General features: G+C 60.7%; 22 protein-coding genes. 15 read left to right on the plus strand and 7 right to left on the minus strand.

All coding sequences use genetic code 11. The features are described 5' to 3' along the window. The first annotated feature begins 66 nt into the window (after positions 1–66). The 14 genes from HF257_RS28280 (at position 67) to HF257_RS28345 (ending at position 15,227) form a co-directional block, all read left to right on the plus strand. A complete protein-coding gene (locus HF257_RS28280; protein ID WP_185709286.1) occupies positions 67–2,061 on the plus strand; it encodes a PAS domain-containing sensor histidine kinase in 1,995 nt (664 codons plus the stop codon). Positions 2,062–2,079: 18 nt separating this feature from the next. Then, the gene (locus HF257_RS28285) at positions 2,080–2,709 is read left to right on the plus strand and encodes a response regulator (protein WP_185709287.1); all 630 of its coding nucleotides are present in this window, start codon (positions 2,080–2,082) and stop codon (positions 2,707–2,709) included. Positions 2,710–2,923: 214 nt separating this feature from the next. Then, on the plus strand, positions 2,924–4,036 hold the full coding sequence (locus HF257_RS28290) for an ABC transporter ATP-binding protein (RefSeq protein ID WP_135289077.1): 1,113 nt from the start codon (positions 2,924–2,926) through the stop codon (positions 4,034–4,036). Positions 4,037–4,079: 43 nt separating this feature from the next. After that, positions 4,080–5,120 carry an ABC transporter substrate-binding protein gene (locus HF257_RS28295; protein WP_185709288.1) on the plus strand — a complete coding sequence of 347 codons (1,041 nt, stop codon included), beginning with the start codon at positions 4,080–4,082 and terminating at the stop codon, positions 5,118–5,120. Between the two features lie 209 nt (positions 5,121–5,329). Next, positions 5,330–6,562 (plus strand): ABC transporter permease, encoded by a 1,233-nt coding sequence (locus HF257_RS28300; protein ID WP_185709289.1) that lies wholly within the window; start codon positions 5,330–5,332, stop codon positions 6,560–6,562. Between the two features lie 13 nt (positions 6,563–6,575). After that, the gene (locus HF257_RS28305) at positions 6,576–7,400 is read left to right on the plus strand and encodes an ABC transporter permease (RefSeq protein WP_071484832.1); all 825 of its coding nucleotides are present in this window, start codon (positions 6,576–6,578) and stop codon (positions 7,398–7,400) included. Positions 7,401–7,602: 202 nt separating this feature from the next. Beyond that, the gene (locus HF257_RS28310; protein WP_185709290.1) at positions 7,603–8,751 is read left to right on the plus strand and encodes an iron-containing alcohol dehydrogenase; all 1,149 of its coding nucleotides are present in this window, start codon (positions 7,603–7,605) and stop codon (positions 8,749–8,751) included. Between the two features lie 84 nt (positions 8,752–8,835). Next, entirely contained in the window at positions 8,836–9,510 is a 675-nt protein-coding gene (gene rpe, locus HF257_RS28315; protein ID WP_122487302.1) for a ribulose-phosphate 3-epimerase, read from the plus strand. Next, complete coding sequence (locus HF257_RS28320; RefSeq protein ID WP_185709291.1) at positions 9,507–10,325, plus strand: phosphoglycolate phosphatase; 819 nt, start codon at positions 9,507–9,509, stop codon at positions 10,323–10,325. Before rpe ends, HF257_RS28320 begins: the two co-directional genes overlap by 4 nt. Positions 10,326–10,392: 67 nt before the next feature. Then, the gene (trpE, locus tag HF257_RS28325) at positions 10,393–11,874 is read left to right on the plus strand and encodes an anthranilate synthase component I (protein ID WP_185709292.1); all 1,482 of its coding nucleotides are present in this window, start codon (positions 10,393–10,395) and stop codon (positions 11,872–11,874) included. A 10-nt stretch (positions 11,875–11,884) separates the two neighbouring features. After that, positions 11,885–12,478: an aminodeoxychorismate/anthranilate synthase component II gene (locus tag HF257_RS28330; RefSeq protein ID WP_185709293.1), complete on the plus strand. Its 594-nt coding sequence runs from the start codon at positions 11,885–11,887 to the stop codon at positions 12,476–12,478. A 9-nt stretch (positions 12,479–12,487) separates the two neighbouring features. Further along, positions 12,488–13,537, plus strand: a complete 1,050-nt coding sequence (trpD, locus tag HF257_RS28335) for an anthranilate phosphoribosyltransferase (protein ID WP_010206948.1) — start codon at positions 12,488–12,490, stop codon at positions 13,535–13,537. Then, a complete protein-coding gene (trpC, locus tag HF257_RS28340; RefSeq protein WP_185709294.1) occupies positions 13,534–14,370 on the plus strand; it encodes an indole-3-glycerol phosphate synthase TrpC in 837 nt (278 codons plus the stop codon). The genes trpD and trpC overlap by 4 nt, the downstream gene beginning before the upstream one ends. A 161-nt stretch (positions 14,371–14,531) precedes the next feature. Further along, entirely contained in the window at positions 14,532–15,227 is a 696-nt protein-coding gene (locus HF257_RS28345; RefSeq protein ID WP_185709295.1) for a lipoate--protein ligase family protein, read from the plus strand. On the opposite strand, the gene crp is transcribed toward HF257_RS28345, so the two are convergent. Further along, positions 15,224–15,868: a cAMP-activated global transcriptional regulator CRP gene (crp, locus tag HF257_RS28350; RefSeq protein ID WP_185709296.1), complete on the minus strand. Its 645-nt coding sequence runs from the start codon at positions 15,866–15,868 to the stop codon at positions 15,224–15,226. The genes HF257_RS28345 and crp overlap by 4 nt on opposite strands. A 245-nt stretch (positions 15,869–16,113) precedes the next feature. Here crp and HF257_RS28355 point away from each other — a divergent pair, with 245 nt between their 5' ends. Further along, entirely contained in the window at positions 16,114–16,536 is a 423-nt protein-coding gene (locus tag HF257_RS28355; protein WP_005792019.1) for an OsmC family protein, read from the plus strand. Between the two features lie 56 nt (positions 16,537–16,592). Here HF257_RS28355 and coq7 read toward each other — a convergent pair whose 3' ends face one another. The 6 genes from coq7 to hemJ form a co-directional block, all read right to left on the minus strand. After that, on the minus strand, positions 16,593–17,240 hold the full coding sequence (gene coq7 / locus HF257_RS28360) for a 2-polyprenyl-3-methyl-6-methoxy-1,4-benzoquinone monooxygenase (protein WP_017739622.1): 648 nt from the start codon (positions 17,238–17,240) through the stop codon (positions 16,593–16,595). Between the two features lie 134 nt (positions 17,241–17,374). After that, a complete protein-coding gene (locus HF257_RS28365; protein WP_017739623.1) occupies positions 17,375–17,713 on the minus strand; it encodes a histidine triad nucleotide-binding protein in 339 nt (112 codons plus the stop codon). Between the two features lie 46 nt (positions 17,714–17,759). Next, a complete protein-coding gene (locus HF257_RS28370) occupies positions 17,760–18,548 on the minus strand; it encodes an SDR family NAD(P)-dependent oxidoreductase (protein WP_185709297.1) in 789 nt (262 codons plus the stop codon). Between the two features lie 63 nt (positions 18,549–18,611). Next, entirely contained in the window at positions 18,612–19,574 is a 963-nt protein-coding gene (locus tag HF257_RS28375) for a DUF805 domain-containing protein (RefSeq protein WP_185709298.1), read from the minus strand. A gap of 67 nt (positions 19,575–19,641) precedes the next feature. Further along, positions 19,642–20,604: an NAD(P)H-dependent flavin oxidoreductase gene (locus HF257_RS28380; RefSeq protein ID WP_185709299.1), complete on the minus strand. Its 963-nt coding sequence runs from the start codon at positions 20,602–20,604 to the stop codon at positions 19,642–19,644. A 24-nt stretch (positions 20,605–20,628) separates the two neighbouring features. Next, positions 20,629–21,057 (minus strand): protoporphyrinogen oxidase HemJ, encoded by a 429-nt coding sequence (gene hemJ / locus HF257_RS28385; RefSeq protein WP_185709300.1) that lies wholly within the window; start codon positions 21,055–21,057, stop codon positions 20,629–20,631. Positions 21,058–21,164 lie beyond the last annotated feature (107 nt).

The raw sequence follows: 21,164 nt of genomic DNA on the forward strand, positions 1-21,164 counted from the left end.
GGCCAGAAAAGGTTCCAGCAGCCTAATGGGTTGGTCAGTATTTGTCAGTGATGTGAGACGTGGATCATGGGTTTTCGCTGTCTGCTGGTTATCGGCTGTTTATGGTTTGCCTTGATCGCGAATGCCGCGACGGTACCTGCCGTGCCTCAAGCACAGCTGAACCCGCAGCAACGCGAATGGCTGGCACAGCACCCGGAGTTACGGGTGGGCCTGGTATTGCAGGCACCCTTCGCCCAATACGACCGGCGTTTGCAGCGCCTGTTCGGGGCCAATGTGGAGCTGATGCAGTGGCTGGCCAAGGCGCTGAACATCGAGCTGACCTGGCGCAACTTCCCCAGCCAGGAACAGCTGGACGCCGCCCTGCGCGACGGCGAGATAGACATGGCCCCCGGCCTGCAACAAACCCCGGCTGGCTTGCGTTTGTGGTTATTCACCGACCCGTATATGCGCGTGCCCCAACACATCGTCGGCATCCGTGACGGCGGCGGTGCGGTGGAGTTGGAAAAACTCGACGACCAATCCCGCGTTGCCGTGCGCATGCCCAGCGCCGTCGCCGACTACCTGCGCGGCACCTACCCGAGCCTCAATCTGCAAGGCGTGCCCATGGAGCGCCAGGCCCTGCAATTATTGGTGAGCCAGCAGGCGCGGTATGCCGTGGTGGATGAGGCGCAGTTGAGCCGCTTGTCTAGCGAAGCGGAATTCGCCGGGCTGGCGGTGGTGGGGGATATTGGCTTGCCGCAATTGCTGCGGGTGGCTACGCGCCGGGATTGGCCGGAGCTGGCCGGCATCATGGAAAGTGCCCTGCGCGCGATTCCCGCACGTGACCTGGACCAGTTGCACAACCGCTGGCTGCAACCCAAATACCCTCGGCTGACCGAATCGCCGGGCCTGTGGCAAAACCTCTGTGTCCTGCTGAGCCTGTTCCTGCTTGCCAGTTTGGCCGTGGTGTTCTGGCAGCGCCGCCAGCAGCGGGCGCTGGAGCATGGCCTGCTCGCCGCCCGCGAAGAAAGCGCGGCCCGTGCCGCCGGTGCCGAAGCACTGCGGCTGACGCAGTTTTCCATCGATCAAAGCACCGTGGGCATCCTGTGGGTCAACTGGGACAGCCATGTGCGCTACGCCAACCGCGCCGCCGAAACCATGTTGGGCTATGGCCCCGACGCGCTGATCGAGCGGCCGTTGATCGACCTCGACCCTACCCTGAACATGGACCGCTGGCTCAACCTGTGGAAGCGCGCCCGCGCCAGTGAAGACGGTCCGCAGAACTTTGCCACCGATTGCCTGCGCGCCGACGGCAGTGTCCTGCCCGCCGATGTGTCCCTGAGCTTCCTGCGCTTTGCCGACGGCGAATACCTGGTGGTCTACCTCACGGACGTCACCGAGCGGCGCCGTTATGTCGCTGCGCTGCTGCAAAGTGAGGCGCAACTGCGCGAGTTGTCCGCCCACCTGGAAACCGTGCGCGAAGAAGAAAAGGCGCGTATCGCCCGCGAAGTGCACGACGAACTCGGGCAGATGCTCACCGTGCTCAAGCTGGAAACCTCCATGTGCGAGCTGGCGTATTCACAGCTGGACCCTGGGCTCAATGAACGCTTGAACAGCATGAAGCGCCTGATCGCCCAGCTGTTCCAACTGGTACGCGACGTGGCCACCGCACTGCGCCCGCCGATTCTCGATGCCGGTATCGCCTCCGCCATCGAGTGGCAAGCGCGGCGCTTTGAAGCGCGTACGCAAATTCCCTGCCTGGTGCAGGTTCCGGATAACCTGCCGGCCCTGAGCGACGCCAAGGCCATCGGCTTGTTTCGTATCCTGCAGGAAGCGCTGACCAACGTGATGCGCCATGCCCAGGCGCATACTGTCGAGCTGACCCTGACGGTGGAAGACACGAATTTGCGGCTGACCATCAGCGACGATGGCGTCGGTTTTGTCCAAGCCCAAGGCCGCGCCGTGTCGTTCGGGCTGGTGGGCATGCGCGAGCGGGTGCTGATCATGGGCGGGAAGCTAAGCCTGCAAAGCGAACTGGGGGAGGGCACCACCCTGAGCGTCACGGTGCCGTTGGATGCATAACACCAAGAGGAAGTCCCTGTGATCCGTGTACTGGTAGCCGAAGACCACACCATCGTTCGCGAAGGCATCAAGCAACTGATCGGCCTGGCCAAGGACCTGCAGGTGGTCGGCGAAGCGAGCAACGGCGAGCAACTGCTGGAGACGTTGCGCCATGTGCCCTGCGAGGTGGTGTTGCTGGATATCTCGATGCCTGGCGTCAACGGCCTGGAAGCCATCGCGCGGATTCGTGCACTGAGCAATCCGCCGGCGATCCTGGTGCTGTCGATGCACGACGAGGCGCAAATGGCCGCGCGCGCCTTGAAGGTCGGTGCCGCCGGTTACGCCACCAAGGACAGCGACCCGGCACTGCTGCTCACCGCAATTCGCAAGGTCGCGGCGGGCGGGCGTTATATCGACCCGGACCTGGCCGACCGCATGGTCTTCGAAGTGGGCCTGACCGATGCGCGACCGTTGCACTCATTGCTGTCGGAGCGTGAGTTTTCGGTGTTCGAGCGTCTGGCCCAAGGCGCCAACGTCAATGACATTGCCCAGCAACTGGCCCTGAGCAGCAAAACCATCAGCACCCACAAGGCGCGCTTGATGCAGAAGCTCAACATCACCTCCCTGGCGGACCTGGTGAAGTACGCCATGGAACACAAGTTGCTGTGACGACATACCTGTTTGCGACACCTTGCGAGCCATGCTGAACCGATTCCCGGCGCAGGGCGCCGTGACACTGTCCCATCCCCGCCATCCGTGTAGGGCGATCCCTACCCCAAACCTTCCATCCGGCTGATGCAATTCTCTCCCGGCCCCCGATTTCCGGGGGCTCGCGCCTGGACTACGCTTGTGCCACAGCAGTCCAAAATACAAAGGTGCGGGTATGAGCGAGGTGGATTCAAATGATGTACTGGTCAGCTTTCGTGGCGTGCAAAAGAGCTACGACGGCGAGAACCTGATCGTCAAAGACCTCAACCTGGAGATTCGCAAGGGCGAGTTCCTGACCCTGCTCGGGCCTTCCGGTTCGGGCAAGACCACCAGCCTGATGATGCTCGCCGGCTTTGAAACGCCGACTGCCGGCGAAATCCAGCTGGCCGGGCGCTCCATCAACAACGTGCCGCCGCACAAGCGCGATATCGGCATGGTGTTCCAGAACTACGCATTGTTCCCCCACATGACCGTCGCCGAAAACCTGGCGTTCCCGCTGTCGGTGCGCGGTTTGAGCAAGACCGACATCAGCGAGCGGGTCAAACGCGTGCTGAACATGGTCCAGCTCGACGCCTTCGCCCAGCGCTACCCGGCGCAACTGTCCGGCGGCCAGCAACAGCGTGTGGCCTTGGCCCGCGCACTGGTGTTCGAACCGCAGTTGGTATTGATGGACGAACCCCTCGGCGCCCTCGACAAGCAGCTGCGCGAACACATGCAGATGGAGATCAAGCACCTGCACCAGCGCCTCGGCGTGACGGTGGTGTACGTGACCCACGACCAGGGCGAAGCGCTGACCATGTCTGACCGGGTGGCGGTGTTCCATCAGGGCGAGATCCAGCAGATCGCTGCACCACGCACCCTGTACGAAGAACCGAAGAACACCTTCGTCGCCAACTTCATTGGCGAGAACAACCGCCTCAATGGCCGCCTGCACAGCCACACCGGCGACCGTTGCGTGGTGGAGCTGGCGCGGGGCGAGAAGGTCGAGGCGCTGGCGGTGAACGTCGGCCAGGTCGGTGGCCCGGTGACCCTGTCGGTGCGCCCGGAGCGCGTCAGCCTCAACGGTTCCAGCGAAAGTTGCGTCAACCGTTTCTCCGGGCGGGTGGCGGAATTCATCTACCTGGGCGACCACGTGCGGGTGCGCCTGGAAGTCTGCGGCAAGACCGATTTTTTTGTGAAACAACCGATTGCCGAGCTGGACCCAGCGCTGGCGGTTGGCGACGTGGTACCGATTGGCTGGCAAGTCGAGCACGTTCGCGCACTCGACCCACTTCTAGAGGCGAATTGATCGCCCCATGGCTTCACCAACCCTGCACGTGGAGAGAACAACAATGTTGAGATCCCTGAAATTTTCCGCCCTGGCCTTGGGCCTGATCGGCGCAACCCAGGCCATGGCCGGCCCGGACCTGACGGTCGTGTCCTTTGGTGGCGCGAACAAGGCGGCACAGGTCAAGGCCTTCTATGCCCCGTGGGAAAGCGCGGGCAACGGCAAGATTGTCGCTGGCGAGTACAACGGTGAAATGGCCAAGGTCAAAGCCATGGTCGACACCAAAAGCGTGTCCTGGGACCTGGTGGAAGTGGAATCGCCGGAGCTGTCCCGTGGCTGCGACGAAGACATGTTCGAACCCCTGGACCCGAAACTGTTCGGCAACACCGCCGACTACGTGAAGGGCGCCATCCAGCCATGCGGCGTGGGTTTCTTCGTGTGGTCCACCGTATTGGCCTACAACGCCGACAAGCTGACCAGCGCGCCAACCAGCTGGGCGGATTTCTGGGACACCAAGAAATTCCCGGGCAAGCGCGGCCTGCGTAAAGGCGCCAAGTACACCCTGGAATTTGCACTGATGGCCGACGGCGTCGCGCCGAAGGACGTCTACAAGGTGCTGGCCGGCAAAGATGGCCAGGACCGCGCGTTCAAGAAGCTCGACGAACTCAAGCCGTCGATCCAGTGGTGGGAAGCCGGCGCACAACCGCCGCAGTACCTCGCCTCGGGTGACGTGGTGATGAGCTCTGCGTACAACGGCCGCATCGCCGCCGTGCAGAAAGAAAGCAACCTGAAAGTGGTGTGGAACGGCGGCATCTACGACTTTGACGCATGGGCCATCCCTAAAGGCCTGGCCAAGGACCGTGCCGAGGCCGCGAAGAAATTCATTGCCTTCTCTGTACAGCCGCAACAGCAGAAGACCTACTCGGAAAACATCGCCTACGGCCCGGCCAATACCCAAGCCGTACCGTTGCTGGCCAAGGACATCCTCAAGGACATGCCGACCACGCCGGAAAACATCGCCAACCAGGTGCAGATCGACGTGAGCTTCTGGGCGGATAACGGCGAGCAGTTGGAGCAACGCTTCAACTCGTGGGCTGCCAAGTAATCAGCAACACCGCTAGACCCATGTGGAGCGGGCTTGTGTGGGAGCGGCGGTGCGACGATTCGACTTGCTCGCGAAAGCAGTGTGTCAGTCGCTGCATGTGTTAACTGGCACACCGCATTCGCGAGCAAGTCGAATCGTCGCACCGCCGCTCCCACATGAGATCTGCTGTGTTGGGCAGATTTCATTCATTTTCATACTCGGAGTTTGCCATGGACATCGCCATTCCTGGCCCCACCCTCAAGCAGCGCCTGGCGCGTGCCGAGCGGGTCAACCGCTGGAAGGCCCAGGCCTTGATTGCGCCGCTGGTGCTGTTTTTGCTGCTGGTGTTCCTGGTGCCCATCGTTGCGCTGCTGTTCAAGAGCGTCGGCAACCCGGAGGTCGTGGGCGGTTTGCCACGTACCGTGGTGGCGGTGACGGCCTGGGATGGGCGCGGCTTGCCGGGCGAGCCGGTGTACCAGGCCCTCAGCGAGGACTTGGGTGAAGCCCGCAAAAACCAGACGCTGGGCGATCTGTCCAAACGCTTGAACATGGAGTTGGCTGGCTATCGCAGCCTGCTGACCAAAACCGCGCGGGCGCTGCCGTTTACCGAAGCGCCTGCCTCTTATAAAGAAGCGTTGGAGAACCTCGACGAACGCTGGGGTGACCCCGCGTACTGGCAGGCGATCCGGCGCAATACCAGCAGCCTGACGCCGTTCTATCTGCTGGCCGCCGTCGATCACCGTATTGACGACCTCGGCGAAGTGGCCCCGGCCACGCCGGACCAGGCGATCTACCTGGACATCTTCGCCCGTACCTTTTGGATGGGCCTGGTGATCACGTTTGTCTGCCTGCTGTTGGCTTATCCGTTGGCGTACCTGTTGGCCAACCTGCCGGCGCGCAAGAGCAACTTGCTGATGATTTTGGTGTTGCTGCCGTTCTGGACTTCGATCCTGGTGCGGGTGGCGGCGTGGATCGTGTTGCTGCAATCCGGTGGGCTGATCAACAGCGCACTGATGGGCATGGGTTTGATCGATAAGCCGCTGGAGTTGGTGTTCAACCGCACCGGGGTCTACATCTCCATGGTGCACATCCTGCTGCCGTTCATGATCCTGCCGATCTACAGCGTGATGAAAGGCATCTCGCCTACCTACATGCGTGCGGCGATTTCCTTGGGCTGCCACCCGTTCACCAGCTTCTGGCGTGTGTACTTCCCGCAGACCTATGCCGGTGTCGGCGCCGGTTGCCTGTTGGTGTTCATCCTGGCGATTGGTTACTACATCACCCCGGCTCTGCTGGGCAGCCCGAACGATCAGATGGTCAGCTACTTCGTAGCGTTCTACACCAACACCAGCATCAACTGGGGCATGGCCACGGCATTGGGCGGCTTGCTGCTGCTGGCAACTGTGGTGCTGTACCTGATCTACAACCGGCTGGTGGGCGCCAGCCGCCTGCGCCTGAGCTAAGGAGACCGTTGCGATGCTGAGCCCTTATATGTCACCCATTGAGCGGGTGTGGTTCTACAGCTTGCGGATCCTCTGCGGCTTGATCCTGTTGTTCCTGATTCTGCCGGTGCTGGTGATCATCCCGCTGTCGTTCAACAGCGGCAGTTTCCTGGTGTACCCGTTGCAAGGTTTTTCGCTGCACTGGTACCAGGATTTCTTCGGCTCGGCCGAATGGATGCGAGCCCTGAAGAACAGCATCATCGTCGCCCCGGCAGCCACAGTGCTTGCGATGGTGTTCGGCACCCTGGCAGCCATTGGCCTGACCCGTGGCAATTTCCCCGGCAAGGCGTTGGTGATGGCGCTGGTGATATCGCCGATGGTGGTGCCGGTGGTGATTATCGGCGTGGCCAGTTACCTGTTTTTTGCGCCGCTGGGCCTGGGTAACAGCTTCTTCTCGCTGATCGTGGTGCATGCGGTACTGGGTGTACCGTTCGTGATCATCACCGTGTCGGCCACCTTGCAGGGCTTCAATCACAACCTGGTGCGGGCGGCGGCGAGCCTGGGCGCATCGCCACTAACCGCGTTTCGCCGGGTGACGTTGCCGTTGATTGCGCCGGGGGTGATTTCCGGGGCGCTGTTTGCGTTTGCCACGTCGTTTGATGAAGTGGTGGTGACACTGTTTCTGGCCGGTCCTGAGCAAGCGACGTTGCCGCGGCAGATGTTCAGCGGTATCCGCGAAAACCTTAGCCCAACCATTGCTGCCGCCGCGACCTTGCTGATTGCCTTCTCGGTACTGCTGTTGCTGACATTGGAATGGCTGCGCGGCCGTAGCGAAAAACTGCGTACCGCCCAGGTCTAAACCCAAGCGGAGATCAAAATGTGGGAGCGGGCTTGCTCGCGAAAGCGGTGGATCAGTTGAAGGTCTGTTGACTGACACGCCGCTTTCGCGAGCAAGCCCGCTCCCACATTGGTTTTGTGTTCATTCAGTTGCTGAATAGCTGACAACACGCCGTAGGAAGCTACTCTAGTGCCAGCCCATTTCCGAATAAGAGGCCGCGCACATGAGTACTTCCTCATTCAAGATCGCCCACAAATTGCTCACCGGCCCCGGGGCCATCGAACAGCTCGCCGCCGAGCTCACCCGCCTGGATGTGGATAACCCGCTGATCGTCACCGATGCCGCGCTGGTCAAGTCCGGCACCGTGGCACTCGCGCTTGAGCACCTGGGCGAGCGCACTTACGAAATTTTCGACCGCGTATTGCCCGACCCGGAAATCGCCATCGTCGAAGATTGCATGCGTGTCTACCGCGAGGGCGGGCACGACGGCCTGATCGGCGTGGGCGGTGGCAGTGCCATCGACATCGCCAAAAGCGTGGCGGCTTACGCCGGTTACCACGGCGCGCTGGCGGATTTGTTTGGTGTGGACCAGGTGCCACGCAAGGGCCCGCCGCTGATCGCCATCCCCACCACGGCGGGCACGGGCTCGGAAGTGACCAACGTGGCGATTCTCTCTGACAAGGTCGCGCAGCTGAAAAAGGGCATCGTCAGCGATTACCTGCTGCCGGATGTGGCGCTGATCAGCCCACAAATGACCCTGACGTGTCCGCGCAGTGTCACCGCCGCCAGTGGCGTGGATGCGCTGGTGCATGCCATTGAGTCCTACCTGTCGCTGAATGCCTCGCCGATCACTGACGCCTTGGCCATTGGTGCAATCAAGCTGATCGCCAATGCGCTGCCCAAGGCCTACGCCAACCCGACCAACCTGCAGGCCCGTGACGACATGGCCACGGCGAGCCTGATGGCCGGCATGGCCTTTGGTAATGCCGGGGTAGGAGCGGTGCATGCGTTGGCGTACCCGTTGGGCGGGCGCTTCAATATTGCCCATGGGGTAAGCAATGCGTTGCTGCTGCCCTATGTGATGCATTGGAACAAACTGGCCTGTGTCGAGCGCATGCAGGAGATTGCCCAAGCCATGGGGGTCAATACAGCGGGATTAAGTGCCGTTGACGCCGCCGACCGGGCCGTGGAGGCGATGACGCGACTGTGTGCCGCAGTGGAGATCCCGGCAGGCCTGCGCAGCTTTGGGGTTCCCGAGGACGCGATCCCGGCAATGGCCACGGAAGCTGCGGGCATTGAGCGCCTGATGCGCAACAACCCGCGCAAGCTCAGTGCAGCCGATATCGAGAAAATCTACCGGGCCGCGTACTAGCCATTGAGCCAGGTCACGGTGCGCGCGGCAAAGCATGCGGTATACAATGCGCGCCATCGTGATTTAGCTCAAAAAAGGTGCGTCATGCAGCCCTTCGTCATTGCTCCATCGATTCTCTCCGCCGACTTCGCCCGCCTGGGTGAAGAAGTGGACAAGGTGTTGGCCGCCGGTGCCGACTTTGTGCACTTCGATGTCATGGACAACCACTACGTGCCCAACCTGACCATCGGCCCGATGGTGTGCGCGGCATTGCGCAAGTACGGCATCACGGCGCCGATCGACGCGCACCTGATGGTCAGCCCGGTGGACCGTATCATCGGCGACTTCATCGAAGCCGGCGCGACCTACATCACCTTCCACCCGGAAGCCACGCTGCACGTGGACCGCACCCTGCAACTGATCCGCGAAGGCGGTTGCAAGGCGGGCCTGGTGTTCAACCCGGCGACCCCGCTGGACGTGCTCAAGTACGTGATGGACAAGGTCGACATGGTGCTGCTGATGAGCGTCAACCCAGGCTTCGGCGGGCAGAAGTTCATTCCCGGCACCCTCGACAAGCTGCGCGAAGCCCGTGCGCTGATCGATGCGTCTGGCCGTGATATCCGCCTGGAGATCGACGGTGGGGTCAACGTCAACAACATCCGTGAAATCGCCGCCGCTGGCGCCGACACCTTTGTGGCAGGCTCCGCCATTTTCAACGCGCCGAACTACCAGGACGTCATCGACAAGATGCGCGCCGAGCTGGCGCTGGCACGTCCATGAGTGGCTTTGAGCAGCTGTTCCCCGGCAAATTGCCACGGCTGGTGATGTTCGATCTGGACGGTACCTTGATCGATTCGGTGCCAGACCTGGCGGCGGCGGTGGACGAGATGCTGCTCAAGCTGGGGCGCAAGCCTGCGGGGATCGAGTCGGTGCGCATGTGGGTGGGGAACGGCGTGCAGATGCTGGTGCGCCGGGCCTTGGCGGACAACATCGATGCCGAGGGTGTCGATGAGGTCGAGGCCGAGCACGCCCTGGAGCTGTTCAACGCCGCCTATGAAGACGGCCACGATCTGACCGTGGTTTACCCCGGCGTGCGCGACACCCTCAAATGGCTGAGCAAGCAGGGCGTGGAAATGGCCCTGATCACCAACAAGCCGGAACGCTTTGTCGCGCCGTTGTTGGACCAGATGAAAATTGGCCGGTATTTCCGCTGGATCATCGGCGGCGATACCTTGCCGCAGAAGAAACCCGACCCGGCGGCGCTGTTTTTTGTGATGAAAATGGCCAATATCCCGGCTTCGCAGTCGCTGTTTGTCGGCGATTCGCGCAGTGATGTGCTGGCGGCAAAGGCCGCTGGCGTGCAGTGCGTAGCGCTTAGTTATGGTTATAACCATGGCCGACCCATCGCCGAAGAGTCGCCGTCGCTGGTCATTGATGACCTGCGACTGTTAATCCCCGGTTGCTTGGGAGCGGGCGCTGAGATAACGTTGCCCGACACCGATCCGTCCCCTTCTGGAAATTCCATCGTGGTGGTCACTCGCAAACTCTGGATGAAAGTCATCAAGGCCCTGGCCCGCTGGCGTTGGCGCGCCTGACTGATCCTGGCCGCGCTGCGGCACGTTTGCATACCTGACTGTTAGACCCTCAAGCCACGAGGCACACATGATCCGCGAAGAATTCCTGCGTTTGGCCGCTGCCGGCTATAACCGTATTCCCCTGGCCTGCGAAACCCTGGCCGACTTCGACACCCCGCTGTCGATCTACCTGAAGCTGGCCGACGAGCCCAACTCCTACCTGCTGGAATCGGTGCAGGGCGGCGAAAAATGGGGCCGTTACTCGATCATCGGCCTGCCGTGCCGCACCGTCATGCGCGTTCACGACCACCATGTGAGCATTACCCATGATGGCGTCGAGATCGAAAGCCACGACGTGGAAGATCCGTTGGCGTTCGTCGAAACCTTCAAGGCGCGTTACAACGTGCCGACCATTCCCGGCCTGCCGCGCTTCAACGGTGGCCTGGTGGGTTACTTCGGCTACGACTGCGTGCGTTACGTGGAAAAACGCTTGGGCAAATGCCCGAACCCGGATCCGCTGGGCGTGCCGGACATTCTGCTGATGGTTTCCGATGCGGTTGTCGTCTTCGACAACTTGGCCGGCAAGATGCACGCAATTGTTCTTGCTGACCCGTCCCAGCCCGATGCGTTTGAGCAAGGCCAGGCCGGCCTCGAAGCCCTGCTGGAAAAACTGCGCCAGCCGATCACCCCGCGTCGCGGCCTGGACCTCAGCCGTCCACCGGCGGCCGACCCGGTGTTCCGCTCCAGCTTTACCCAGGATGACTACGAGCGCGCCGTCGACACCATCAAGGAATACATCCTCGCCGGTGACTGCATGCAGGTAGTGCCTTCGCAGCGCATGTCCATCGACTTCAAGGCCGCGCCGATCGACCTGTACCGCGCCTTGCGTTGCTTCAACCCGACGCCGTACATGTACTTCTTCAACTTTGGCGACTTCCACGTGGTGGGCAGTTCGCCGGAAGTGCTGGTGCGCGTCGAAGACAACCTGATCACCGTGCGCCCGATCGCCGGCACTCGCCCACGTGGCGCGACCGAAGAAGCGGATCTGGCGCTGGAAGAAGACCTGCTGAGTGACGACAAGGAAATTGCCGAGCACTTGATGCTGATCGACCTGGGTCGTAATGACACCGGGCGTGTCTCGGAAATCGGTTCGGTGAAGCTCACCGAAAAGATGGTCATCGAGCGTTATTCCAACGTGATGCACATCGTGTCCAATGTCACCGGCGAGCTGAAAGCCGGCTTGACCGCGATGGACGCACTGCGCGCGATCTTGCCCGCCGGCACTTTGTCGGGCGCGCCGAAGATCCGTGCGATGGAAATCATCGACGAACTGGAGCCGGTCAAGCGGGGTGTCTACGGCGGCGCCGTGGGGTATTTCGCCTGGAACGGCAACATGGACACCGCGATTGCAATCCGCACCGCCGTGATCAAGGACGGGGAGCTGCATGTGCAGGCCGGTGGCGGGATCGTCGCCGACTCGGTGCCGGCCCTCGAATGGGAAGAAACCCTGAACAAGCGCCGCGCGATGTTCCGCGCCGTTGCGCTGGCTGAACAGACCCCCAATTCCTGAGGTTTCCCCCATGTTGCTGATGATTGATAACTACGATTCCTTTACCTACAACGTTGTGCAGTACTTGGGCGAGCTGGGCGCCGAGGTGAAGGTGGTGCGCAACGACGAAATGACCGTGGCCGAAATCGCTGCCCTGAACCCGGAACGCATCGTGGTTTCGCCAGGCCCGTGCACGCCGACCGAGGCGGGTATCTCGCTGGAAGCGATCAAATTTTTTGCTGGCAAGCTGCCTATTCTCGGCGTCTGCCTGGGCCATCAGTCCATCGGCCAGGCCTTTGGTGGTGACGTGGTGCGCGCGCGCCAGGTGATGCACGGCAAGACCAGCCCGGTGTTCCATAAAGACCTGGGCGTGTTCCAGGCCCTGAACAATCCGGTGACGGTGACCCGCTACCACTCGCTGGTGGTCAAGCGTGAAACCTTGCCGGAGTGCCTGGAACTGACCGCCTGGACCCAGCTGGAAGACGGCTCGATCGATGAGATCATGGGCCTGCGCCACAAGACACTGAATATCGAAGGGGTGCAATTTCACCCTGAATCGATCCTGACCGAGCAGGGCTACGAGCTGTTCGCTAACTTTCTCAAGCAGAGCGGCGGCACGCGCTAAGGACTTTCCATGGATATCAAGACTGCCCTGAGCCGTATCGTCGGCCACCTGGACCTGAGCACCGCTGAAATGAGCGATGTGATGCGTGAGATCATGACCGGCCAATGCACCGACGCGCAGATCGGCGCGTTCATGATGGCGATGCGCATGAAGAGCGAGAGCATCGACGAGATCGTCGGCGCCGTCTCCGTGATGCGTGAACTGGCGGACAAGGTCGAGCTCAAGACCCTCGACGGCGTGGTCGATGTGGTGGGCACCGGCGGTGACGGCGCGAACATCTTCAACGTGTCGACGGCGTCTTCTTTTGTGGTCGCGGCGGCGGGTTGCACCGTGGCCAAGCATGGTAACCGGGCGGTGTCCGGCAAGAGCGGCAGCGCCGACTTGCTCGAAGCGGCCGGCATCTACCTGAACCTGACCCCGGTGCAGGTGGCGCGTTGCATCGACAGCGTCGGCATCGGCTTTATGTTTGCCCAGTCTCATCACGGTGCGATGAAGCACGCCGCCGGCCCGCGTAAAGACCTGGGCCTGCGTACCTTGTTCAACATGCTCGGCCCGCTTACGAATCCGGCCGGTGTGAAACACCAGGTAGTGGGCGTGTTCAGCCAGGCACTGTGCCGGCCATTGGCCGAAGTGCTGCAGCGTTTGGGCAGCAAGCATGTGCTGGTGGTGCATTCCAAAGATGGCCTGGACGAATTCAGCCTGGCAGCGCCGACCTTCGTGGCGGAGCTGAAGAATGACCAGGTCACTGAGTATTGGGTCGAGCCGGAAGACCTGGGCATGAAGAGCCAGAGCCTGCACGGCCTGGCAGTAGAAAGCCCGGCAGCTTCGCTGGAATTGATCCGTGATGCCCTGGGGCGTCGCAAGACCGAGAACGGTCAAAAAGCTGCCGAGATGATTGTTCTGAATGCTGGCGCGGCACTTTACGCAGCTGATCACGCCTATAGTCTTAAGGAAGGTGTCGCCTTGGCCCACGATGCGCTGCATACCGGCCTGGCTCGCGAAAAGCTCGAAGAGCTGGGAGCATTCACCGCCGTATTCAAGATGGAGAATGAAGGATGAGTGTGCCGACCGTTCTGGAAAAGATCCTGGCTCGCAAAGCTGAAGAAGTCACTGAGCGTCGCGCCCGCGTCAGCCTGGCCGAGCTGGAAAGCCAGGCGAAAATCGCCGATGCGCCGCGTGGCTTCGCCAATGCCTTGATCGCTCAGGCCAAACTCAAGCAGCCGGCCGTGATTGCCGAGGTGAAGAAAGCTTCGCCGAGCAAAGGCGTAATCCGCGAAAACTTTGTACCGTCGGAAATTGCCGTCAGCTATGAGAAGGGCGGGGCGACTTGCCTGTCCGTACTGACTGACATCGACTACTTCCAAGGCTCCGACCTGTTCCTGCAGCAAGCGCGTGCCGCATGCAAGCTGCCGGTGATCCGCAAGGACTTCATGGTCGACCCGTACCAGATCGTCGAAGCGCGCGCCCTGGGCGCGGACTGCGTGCTGCTGATCGTCTCCGCACTGGATGACGTGAAGATGGCCGAGCTGGCCGCCGTGGCCAAAAGTGTCGGCCTGGACGTGTTGGTGGAAGTCCACGACGGCGATGAGCTGGAACGTGCGCTGAAAACCCTCGACACGCCGCTGGTAGGGGTCAACAACCGAAACCTGCATACCTTCGAAGTCAGCCTGGAAAACACCCTTGACCTGCTGCCGCGTATTCCGCGCGACCGCTTGGTGATTACCGAGAGTGGCATCCTCAACCGTGCCGATGTGGAGTTGATGGAAATCAGCGGGGTGTATTCGTTCCTGGTGGGCGAGACATTTATGCGTGCGGAGAACCCAGGGGCCGAGTTGCAACGCCTGTTCTTCCCGGAGCGTGGTGTGGCGGTCAGTGGTTCGACATTGGATTGATTTGAGCGCGGTCAATATTTGAAATGCAGTCTAAATGTGGGAGCGGGCTTGCTCGCGAAGGCGGTGGATCAGTCACCACATATGCTGGCTGATCCACCGCCTTCGCGAGCAAGCCCGCTCCCACATTGGGTTTTGCATTTCTCTAGAGAAGTAGGTGTTTGATGACTCAGCTAAAGAGAATGACTGTTGAAGCAGGCCTTGCAGCTGAGCAAGCATTACTGGCTGCCGTTTGCGCAGGCGAACAAGAGTTTGGCCTGCTGTTCTGGCAACCCAACGATCAAGCCTTGGTCATGCCGCGCCGGTTAAGCCGCCTACCCGCTTTTGAAGCCGCCAGTCAAGTGTCAGCCGATGCCGGTTGGCCGGTGTTGCTGCGCGAAACCGGTGGCGAACCGGTGCCGCAATCAAGTGCCACGGTAAACATCGCGCTGGTCTACGCGCCCCCGCGCAGCGAGGGCGATCAAAGTCGTATCGAAACCGGTTACTTGCGCCTGTGCCAGCCGATCTGCGATTTGCTGACCGAGTTGGGCGGCGATGCGTCTGTGGGCGAAATCGACGGCGCATTCTGCGATGGTCGCTACAACGTCAACCTCAACGGCCGCAAGATGGTTGGCACTGCCCAGCGCTGGCGCCAGAGCGGGGGGCGCCCGGTGGGTTTGGTGCATGGTGCACTGTTGCTGGACGGCGACCGTGAAGAGCTGATCGCATCCGTCAACCGCTTCAACCAGGCCTGCGGCCTAGATCAGCGGGTGCGTGCCGACAGCCATATCGCCCTGCATGAAGCCTTCCCCGCGCCCGACGCCATCAATCGGCTGGATACCCTCTACCGTCAGATGCTGGCGACCTTCCTGCCCGCTTAACGGGTGCCGAACACCACCATTGTCTTGCCTTTGACATGGACCAGGTTGCGTTCTTCCAGGTCCTTGAGCACACGGCCGACCATTTCTCGCGAGCAGCCAACAATGCGTCCGATTTCCTGGCGTGTGACTTTGATCTGCATGCCGTCGGGGTGGGTCATGGCGTCGGGTTGCTTGCACAACTCCAGCAGGCAACGCGCAACACGGCCGGTCACATCAAAAAAGGCAAGGTCGCCGACTTTGCGTGTGGTGTCCCGCAGGCGTTGGGCGATCTGACCGCTGAGGGCGTAGAGGATGTCCGGGTCGTGCTGGGCCAGTTCGCGAAATTTGGTGTAGCTGATCTCGGCGACTTCGCATTCGACCTTGGCACGTACCCAGGCGCTACGTTCCTGCTCCTTGCCCGGTTGTTCAAACAGCCCCAGTTCCCCAAAGAAATCTCCGGTGTTCAGGTAGGCGATGATCATTTCGCGGCCGTCTTCATCCTCGATCAAGATGGTGACCGAGCCTTTGATAATGAAGAACAGCGTTTCAGAACGCTCGCCGGCGCAGATGATGTTGTGCTTGGCCGGGTAGCGCCGGCGCTGGCAGTGCATCAGCAGCTTGTCGAGATTCTTGATCTTGGGTATGGGAGTAAGAGCAACCATGGTTGTATCCCGAAAAGGCAGCGCAAGGGAGCGGAGTTGTTATATGTGTCGGTATCGGCATTGATACACGATGTATAAATGCTAGCAATACGCCATCGATTTGGCGCCAGCTTACCAGACACATTCTGACTCGATTAGCCAATTTGTCGGTTAAACCGGTTGTTGATCTGCTTTAGTACGAAGCACTGCCGTTATCTGGCCCTGTGCTAAGCTGGCGACCCTTTTTTAGCAGTGGAGTCTGGGCGATGAAGGCACGCATCCAATGGGCGGGCGAAGCCATGTTCCTCGGTGAGTCGGGCAGTGGCCATGTGGTGGTCATGGACGGCCCGCCGGAAGCCGGTGGCCGCAACCTAGGCGTACGTCCGATGGAAATGCTGCTGCTCGGTGTAGGCGGTTGCAGCAATTTCGACGTGGTCAGCATCCTGAAAAAATCCCGCCAGGCCGTGGAAAGCTGCGAAGCGTTCCTGGAGGCGGAGCGCGCCACTGAAGATCCCAAGGTGTTCACCAAGATCCACATGCATTTCGTGGTGAAGGGCCGAGCGCTGAAAGAAGCCCAGGTCAAGCGTGCCATCGAGCTGTCGGCTGAGAAGTACTGCTCGGCGTCGATCATGCTGGGCGCTGCCGGTGTGGCCATCACCCATGATTACGAAATTATCGAGTTGGGTTGATCGTTAAACCGTTGGCCAAAAAGAAGGGCGCTTAGAAAGCGCCCTTTTTTTGTGGTTCAGATGCGGTACGTGCTTTTGGTCATGACCTTGGCCAACAGGCTCATGCCAAACCTCACCGGTGCGGGGAAGCGGAAGCCGCCAGCATCCAACGCGCTTTCGGCGTGGTGCTCTTCGTCTATGCGCATTTGTTCAAGAATTGCCCGGGACTTTTCGTCTTCGGCTGGCAATTGCTCCAGGTGTTCATCCAAGTGCTTGCACACTTGATGTTCGGTCGCGGCGACAAAACCGAGGCTGACCTTGTCGCTGATCAGGCCAGCCGCAGCGCCGATGCCAAACGACAGGCCATAAAACAGTGGGTTCAGCACGCTGGGGTGGCTACCCAGCTGGCGGATGCGTTGTTCGCACCAGGCCAGGTGGTCGATCTCTTCCTCGGCCGCATGCTCCATGGCCGCACGAACCTGCGGCAGCTTGGCGGTCAGCGCCTGGCCTTGGTACAGCGCCTGGGCACAGACTTCACCGGTATGGTTGATGCGCATCAGCCCGGCCACGTGGCGGGTATCGGTCTCGCTCATCTGTGCGTCGGGTTGCACGATGGCGGGCGAGGGGCGATACGGCTGGCCGCTGAACGGTAGCAACGTGCGCATGGCCATATCGGCTTGCAGTAACAGACGGTCAATCGGCGAGTAGTGACGTTGGGTAGTCATGCTGACCTCCGGAAAGAATCTCGGCGGCCAGTTTACCGCAAGAGAAGGTAATGCGTTTGCGCTGAGTCAATTTGCCCTTGTGGCGAGGGAGCTTGATCCCGTTCGCGGTCGTTACAAGCTCCCCCGGATAACCCTCAGCCCGGCGGCCAGTTCATCTGGCGCTGACCCAGCACGTGCATATGGATGTGATAAACGGTCTGCCCGCCTTTCGGGTTGCAGTTCATCACTACGCGAAAACCTTCCTCACAACCCTGCTCCAGCGCCAGACGTTGGGCAGTGAACAGAATATGACCGGCCAAGGCTTTATCTTCTTCGGTCAGGTCATTGAGGGTCGGGATATGTTTCTTCGGGATGACCAGGAAATGCACAGGGGCCGCTGGGTGGATGTCCTTGAAGGCCAGGACTTGATCATCTTCGTAGATGATATCCGCAGGTATTTCTCTGTTGATGATCTTGGTGAACAGAGTATCCACAGCTGTTTCTCCATTGTGAAAGTGCAGGGTGAGTGTACCCAGGCGATCAGCGCGGGCAATAGGCCTTGTTGATTGCGCCGGCGATCTTGCGGGTCAGCCAGCGTGGGCTGAAGCGTGGGCTGAAAGCGATCCAGCGGTTGCGCCGGCCGGGGATGATAATGGCTTTGTTCTTTTCCAGGGCGCGTACGGTGTAGAGCGCCACTTCTTCCGGGCTCATCAGTTTGTCACTGCGATCAAGTTTGGCGGTATCCATTTGCGCCGTGCCGAAGAACGCGGTGCGTGTCGGGCCTGGGCAGAGGACCGAGACTTTGATGCCACAGCTCTTCAACTCTTCGCGCAACCCTTCGGAGAAGTGCAATACGTAAGCCTTGCTGGCGTAGTAGCTGCTCATCCATGGGCCGGGCTGGAAGGCGGCAACCGAGGCGACATTCAGGATTTGCCCGCCGCCGTAGAGCGCCATGGCATTGCCAAGGGCGTGGCACATGCGGGTCAGGGCCAGGACGTTGACTTCAATCAGATCTTGCTCGGTCATCCAGTCCTGAGCCAGGAAAGGCCCGCTGGTGCCGATGCCGGCGCAGTTGACCAGCAGGTCGATCTGGCGTTCGCCTTCCTCAAGCTCCAGCAGGAACCCGGACAAGCGCAGCGGTTCACCCAGGTCGCAGGCACGAAAAAGCACCTCGACGCCGAAACGTTGAGTCAATTCGATTGCAATGCTTTCCAACTGATCACGCTGGCGGGCTACCAGAATCAAGCTGCGGCCGCGACGGGCCAAGGCTTCGGCCAAAGCCAGGCCGATGCCGCTGGAGGCACCGGTGATCAGAGCGTAACGGGTCATGCCTTTCTCCATCGCAACGCCGCCGGGCCTGTGACAGTGGCATCACAGGCGGCGGGCGTTTCTTCACTGTTCTGGAGAGTCTACAGGTTCGGCCGCCTCGTCAGCACTTTGCGCGTCGTCTTCATCAACGGTCACGTCTTGGTCGATAGCGTCGTCGGAGGTGACGGAGCTGCTTTCGTAGCTGCTGCCCACATTGGCTTCGAGTTGGTCGAGGTAGCCGTTCATGCCCAGGCTGAGCACAAGGATGAGCATCAACGGAATGAACGCCAGCCACAGGGAGGCCAGAACCTTCACCGCAGTGGAGTTACGCGGCGGTGGCGCACCGTATTGGTTGGCGCCGGGGTTACCCGGCAACACCAGCAGCAGCAGCGGGAAAATGCTGTTTACGAGCGGGACCAGGTTCAGCAAATACAGCCAGCCGGACCAGCCCAGGTCATGCAAACGTTGCACGCCAATTTGTACGCTGACCACGGTGAGTACAATAAACAGTGCAAAGCCCAGCAGCGAACCGAGAATGATCCCCAAGGTCGGCGAAGCAGTCGCCACGGCGAAGCTGGCGGTGGCGATGATGCCCGAGGCGACGAGCATTGCGACGCTCAGCACGAGCATCCATGCCAGGTAGCGCAGACGGCCAATGCGTCCGTGGATAGTGAAGACGTTGAGCGACGAGTATTCCGGCAGATCATCACCTACGGCTGCACGTGGCGGCGCATAGGGCGAGGCGCTCGTGTGCGAAAAATCACTGGCGCTGGAGCTTGTCTCGTGGGTTTCGGCAAGGCTGAACGCAACGGGTTGCTCCGCTTCGATGCGTGCATCGACCCCGGCGTTTTTGAGCGCAGACAAGTAGGTTTCGGCATCCGGGCGTGAAAGGTCGCGTTTGAGGGCGACTGGACGGCCGGTAAAGAGCTTCTCGATTGCTTCGACGTCACTCTTGAACAGCTCGGCGAGGTTCAGCTTGGCAGTGGTGCATTCGACCCCCGGAAGCAAGGCTCCATCAAACACAATCTTGAAACGGCTGTCGCTCATGCGGGCATCCTTGTCACTGAATCAGGGAGGGGGCAGGCCTGCTCAATCGGCAGGCCTTGCGTTGGGGTCAGCGTGGCCAGCGCAATTGTACCGCCTGTTCGCGTGCCTTGCGGTATTCGGCATCCAGGCGGGCAACGAGTTCATCGACGCTGAGTAAATCATTGATCTCACCAACGCCTTGGCCGGCGGACCATACGGTCTTCCAGGCCTTGGCTTCGTCGCTTAGTGGCTTGAGTTTGGAGCCGAAGTTGACTTCGCCTTTGCCTTGCAGGGCTGCGAGGTCGAAACCGGCATTTTCCAGGCTCTGGCGCATAAAGCTGGCGGGCACACCGGAGACAGCCGGAGTGTGCACGATATCGGCAGCGCGCGATGTGAGTAGCATCTCTTTATAGGCATCCGGGGCGTGGCTTTCGGTAGTGCCGATGAAGCGCGTGCCGAAATAGGCCAGGTCTGCTCCCAGCAATTGGGCCGCGAGAATCTCGTGCCCGTGATTGAGGCAGCCGGCCAGCAGCAAGGTTTTGTCGAAGAACTGGCGAATTTCTGCGATCAGTGCGAAGGGGCTCCAGGTACCAGCGTGGCCCCCTGCGCCGGCGGCCACGGCGATCAAACCATCCACACCGGCTTCGGCCGCTTTTTCGGCATGGCGCCGAGTGGTGACGTCATGAAACACCAGGCCGCCGTAACCGTGCACGGCATCGACCAGTTCCTTCACCGCGCCCAGGCTGGTGATGACGATGGGCACCTTGTGCTCGACGCAAATCGCCAGATCGGCCTCAAGCCTTGGGTTGCTGTTATGCACGATCAGGTTAACGGCGTAAGGCGCGGGGTTGTCCAGTTGCGCCAGGCCCGCCTCGATTTCTTCCAGCCAGGCCTTGAAACCACTGCTTTCGCGCTGGTTGAGCGCCGGGAAACTCCCGACCACCCCATTGCGACAGCACGCCAGGACCAGTTGCGGGTTGGAAATCAGGAACATCGGCGCAGCCACTACAGGCAGGCGTAGACGTTGTTCAAGCAAAGCGGGCAGCGACATTGGAGGTACCCCGTGTGATTGAAGTTAGAACGGTTTGACCACGACCAAAATTACGATAGCCAGCAATAACAGAACCGGTACTTCATTGAACCAGCGATAAAAGACATGGCTGCGGGTGTTTTCGCCACGGGCAAAACGTTTTACCTGTGCGCCGCACATGTGGTGGTAGCCGATCAGCAGGACAACGAGGGTGAGTTTGGCGTGGATCCAGCCGCCGGATTGAAAGATGCTCGGGTTCAAGTAGATCAGCCAGCCGCCGAAAATCAGCGCGGCAACCATCGCCGGCCCCATGATGCCGCGGTACAGCTTGCGTTCCATGATGCTGAAGCGTTCCTTGCTGACGGTGTCTTCGCTTTGAGCGTGGTAGACGAACAGGCGCGGAAGGTAGAACAGCCCGGCAAACCAGCAGACGATGCTGATGATGTGGAAGGCTTTGACCCATAGATAAAGCATTTTTAGTTATTCCCAGGTTCACGGTAGCGAAGATAGTAGTGGCTCATGCGCCCGTACGTCACGTTGACGGTTGTCGCAGGACGATACGGCCCCTATTATCGACGGCT

This window comes from Pseudomonas cremoris, from assembly GCF_014230465.1.

Coding starts and splice junctions, on each gene's coding strand:
- HF257_RS28370 (WP_185709297.1), bottom strand. CDS start 18,548: ATGACCCGTTACGCTCTGATCACCGGTGCCTCCAGCGGCATCGGCCTG.
- HF257_RS28345 (WP_185709295.1), top strand. CDS start 14,532: ATGACTCAGCTAAAGAGAATGACTGTTGAAGCAGGCCTTGCAGCTGAG.
- trpD (WP_010206948.1), top strand. CDS start 12,488: ATGGATATCAAGACTGCCCTGAGCCGTATCGTCGGCCACCTGGACCTG.
- HF257_RS28300 (WP_185709289.1), top strand. CDS start 5,330: ATGGACATCGCCATTCCTGGCCCCACCCTCAAGCAGCGCCTGGCGCGT.
- HF257_RS28295 (WP_185709288.1), top strand. CDS start 4,080: ATGTTGAGATCCCTGAAATTTTCCGCCCTGGCCTTGGGCCTGATCGGC.
- HF257_RS28330 (WP_185709293.1), top strand. CDS start 11,885: ATGTTGCTGATGATTGATAACTACGATTCCTTTACCTACAACGTTGTG.
- hemJ (WP_185709300.1), bottom strand. CDS start 21,057: ATGCTTTATCTATGGGTCAAAGCCTTCCACATCATCAGCATCGTCTGC.
- trpC (WP_185709294.1), top strand. CDS start 13,534: ATGAGTGTGCCGACCGTTCTGGAAAAGATCCTGGCTCGCAAAGCTGAA.
- HF257_RS28355 (WP_005792019.1), top strand. CDS start 16,114: ATGAAGGCACGCATCCAATGGGCGGGCGAAGCCATGTTCCTCGGTGAG.
- coq7 (WP_017739622.1), bottom strand. CDS start 17,240: ATGACTACCCAACGTCACTACTCGCCGATTGACCGTCTGTTACTGCAA.
- HF257_RS28320 (WP_185709291.1), top strand. CDS start 9,507: ATGAGTGGCTTTGAGCAGCTGTTCCCCGGCAAATTGCCACGGCTGGTG.
- HF257_RS28380 (WP_185709299.1), bottom strand. CDS start 20,604: ATGTCGCTGCCCGCTTTGCTTGAACAACGTCTACGCCTGCCTGTAGTG.
- crp (WP_185709296.1), bottom strand. CDS start 15,868: ATGGTTGCTCTTACTCCCATACCCAAGATCAAGAATCTCGACAAGCTG.
- HF257_RS28280 (WP_185709286.1), top strand. CDS start 67: ATGGGTTTTCGCTGTCTGCTGGTTATCGGCTGTTTATGGTTTGCCTTG.
- HF257_RS28305 (WP_071484832.1), top strand. CDS start 6,576: ATGCTGAGCCCTTATATGTCACCCATTGAGCGGGTGTGGTTCTACAGC.
- HF257_RS28310 (WP_185709290.1), top strand. CDS start 7,603: ATGAGTACTTCCTCATTCAAGATCGCCCACAAATTGCTCACCGGCCCC.
- rpe (WP_122487302.1), top strand. CDS start 8,836: ATGCAGCCCTTCGTCATTGCTCCATCGATTCTCTCCGCCGACTTCGCC.
- trpE (WP_185709292.1), top strand. CDS start 10,393: ATGATCCGCGAAGAATTCCTGCGTTTGGCCGCTGCCGGCTATAACCGT.
- HF257_RS28290 (WP_135289077.1), top strand. CDS start 2,924: ATGAGCGAGGTGGATTCAAATGATGTACTGGTCAGCTTTCGTGGCGTG.
- HF257_RS28375 (WP_185709298.1), bottom strand. CDS start 19,574: ATGAGCGACAGCCGTTTCAAGATTGTGTTTGATGGAGCCTTGCTTCCG.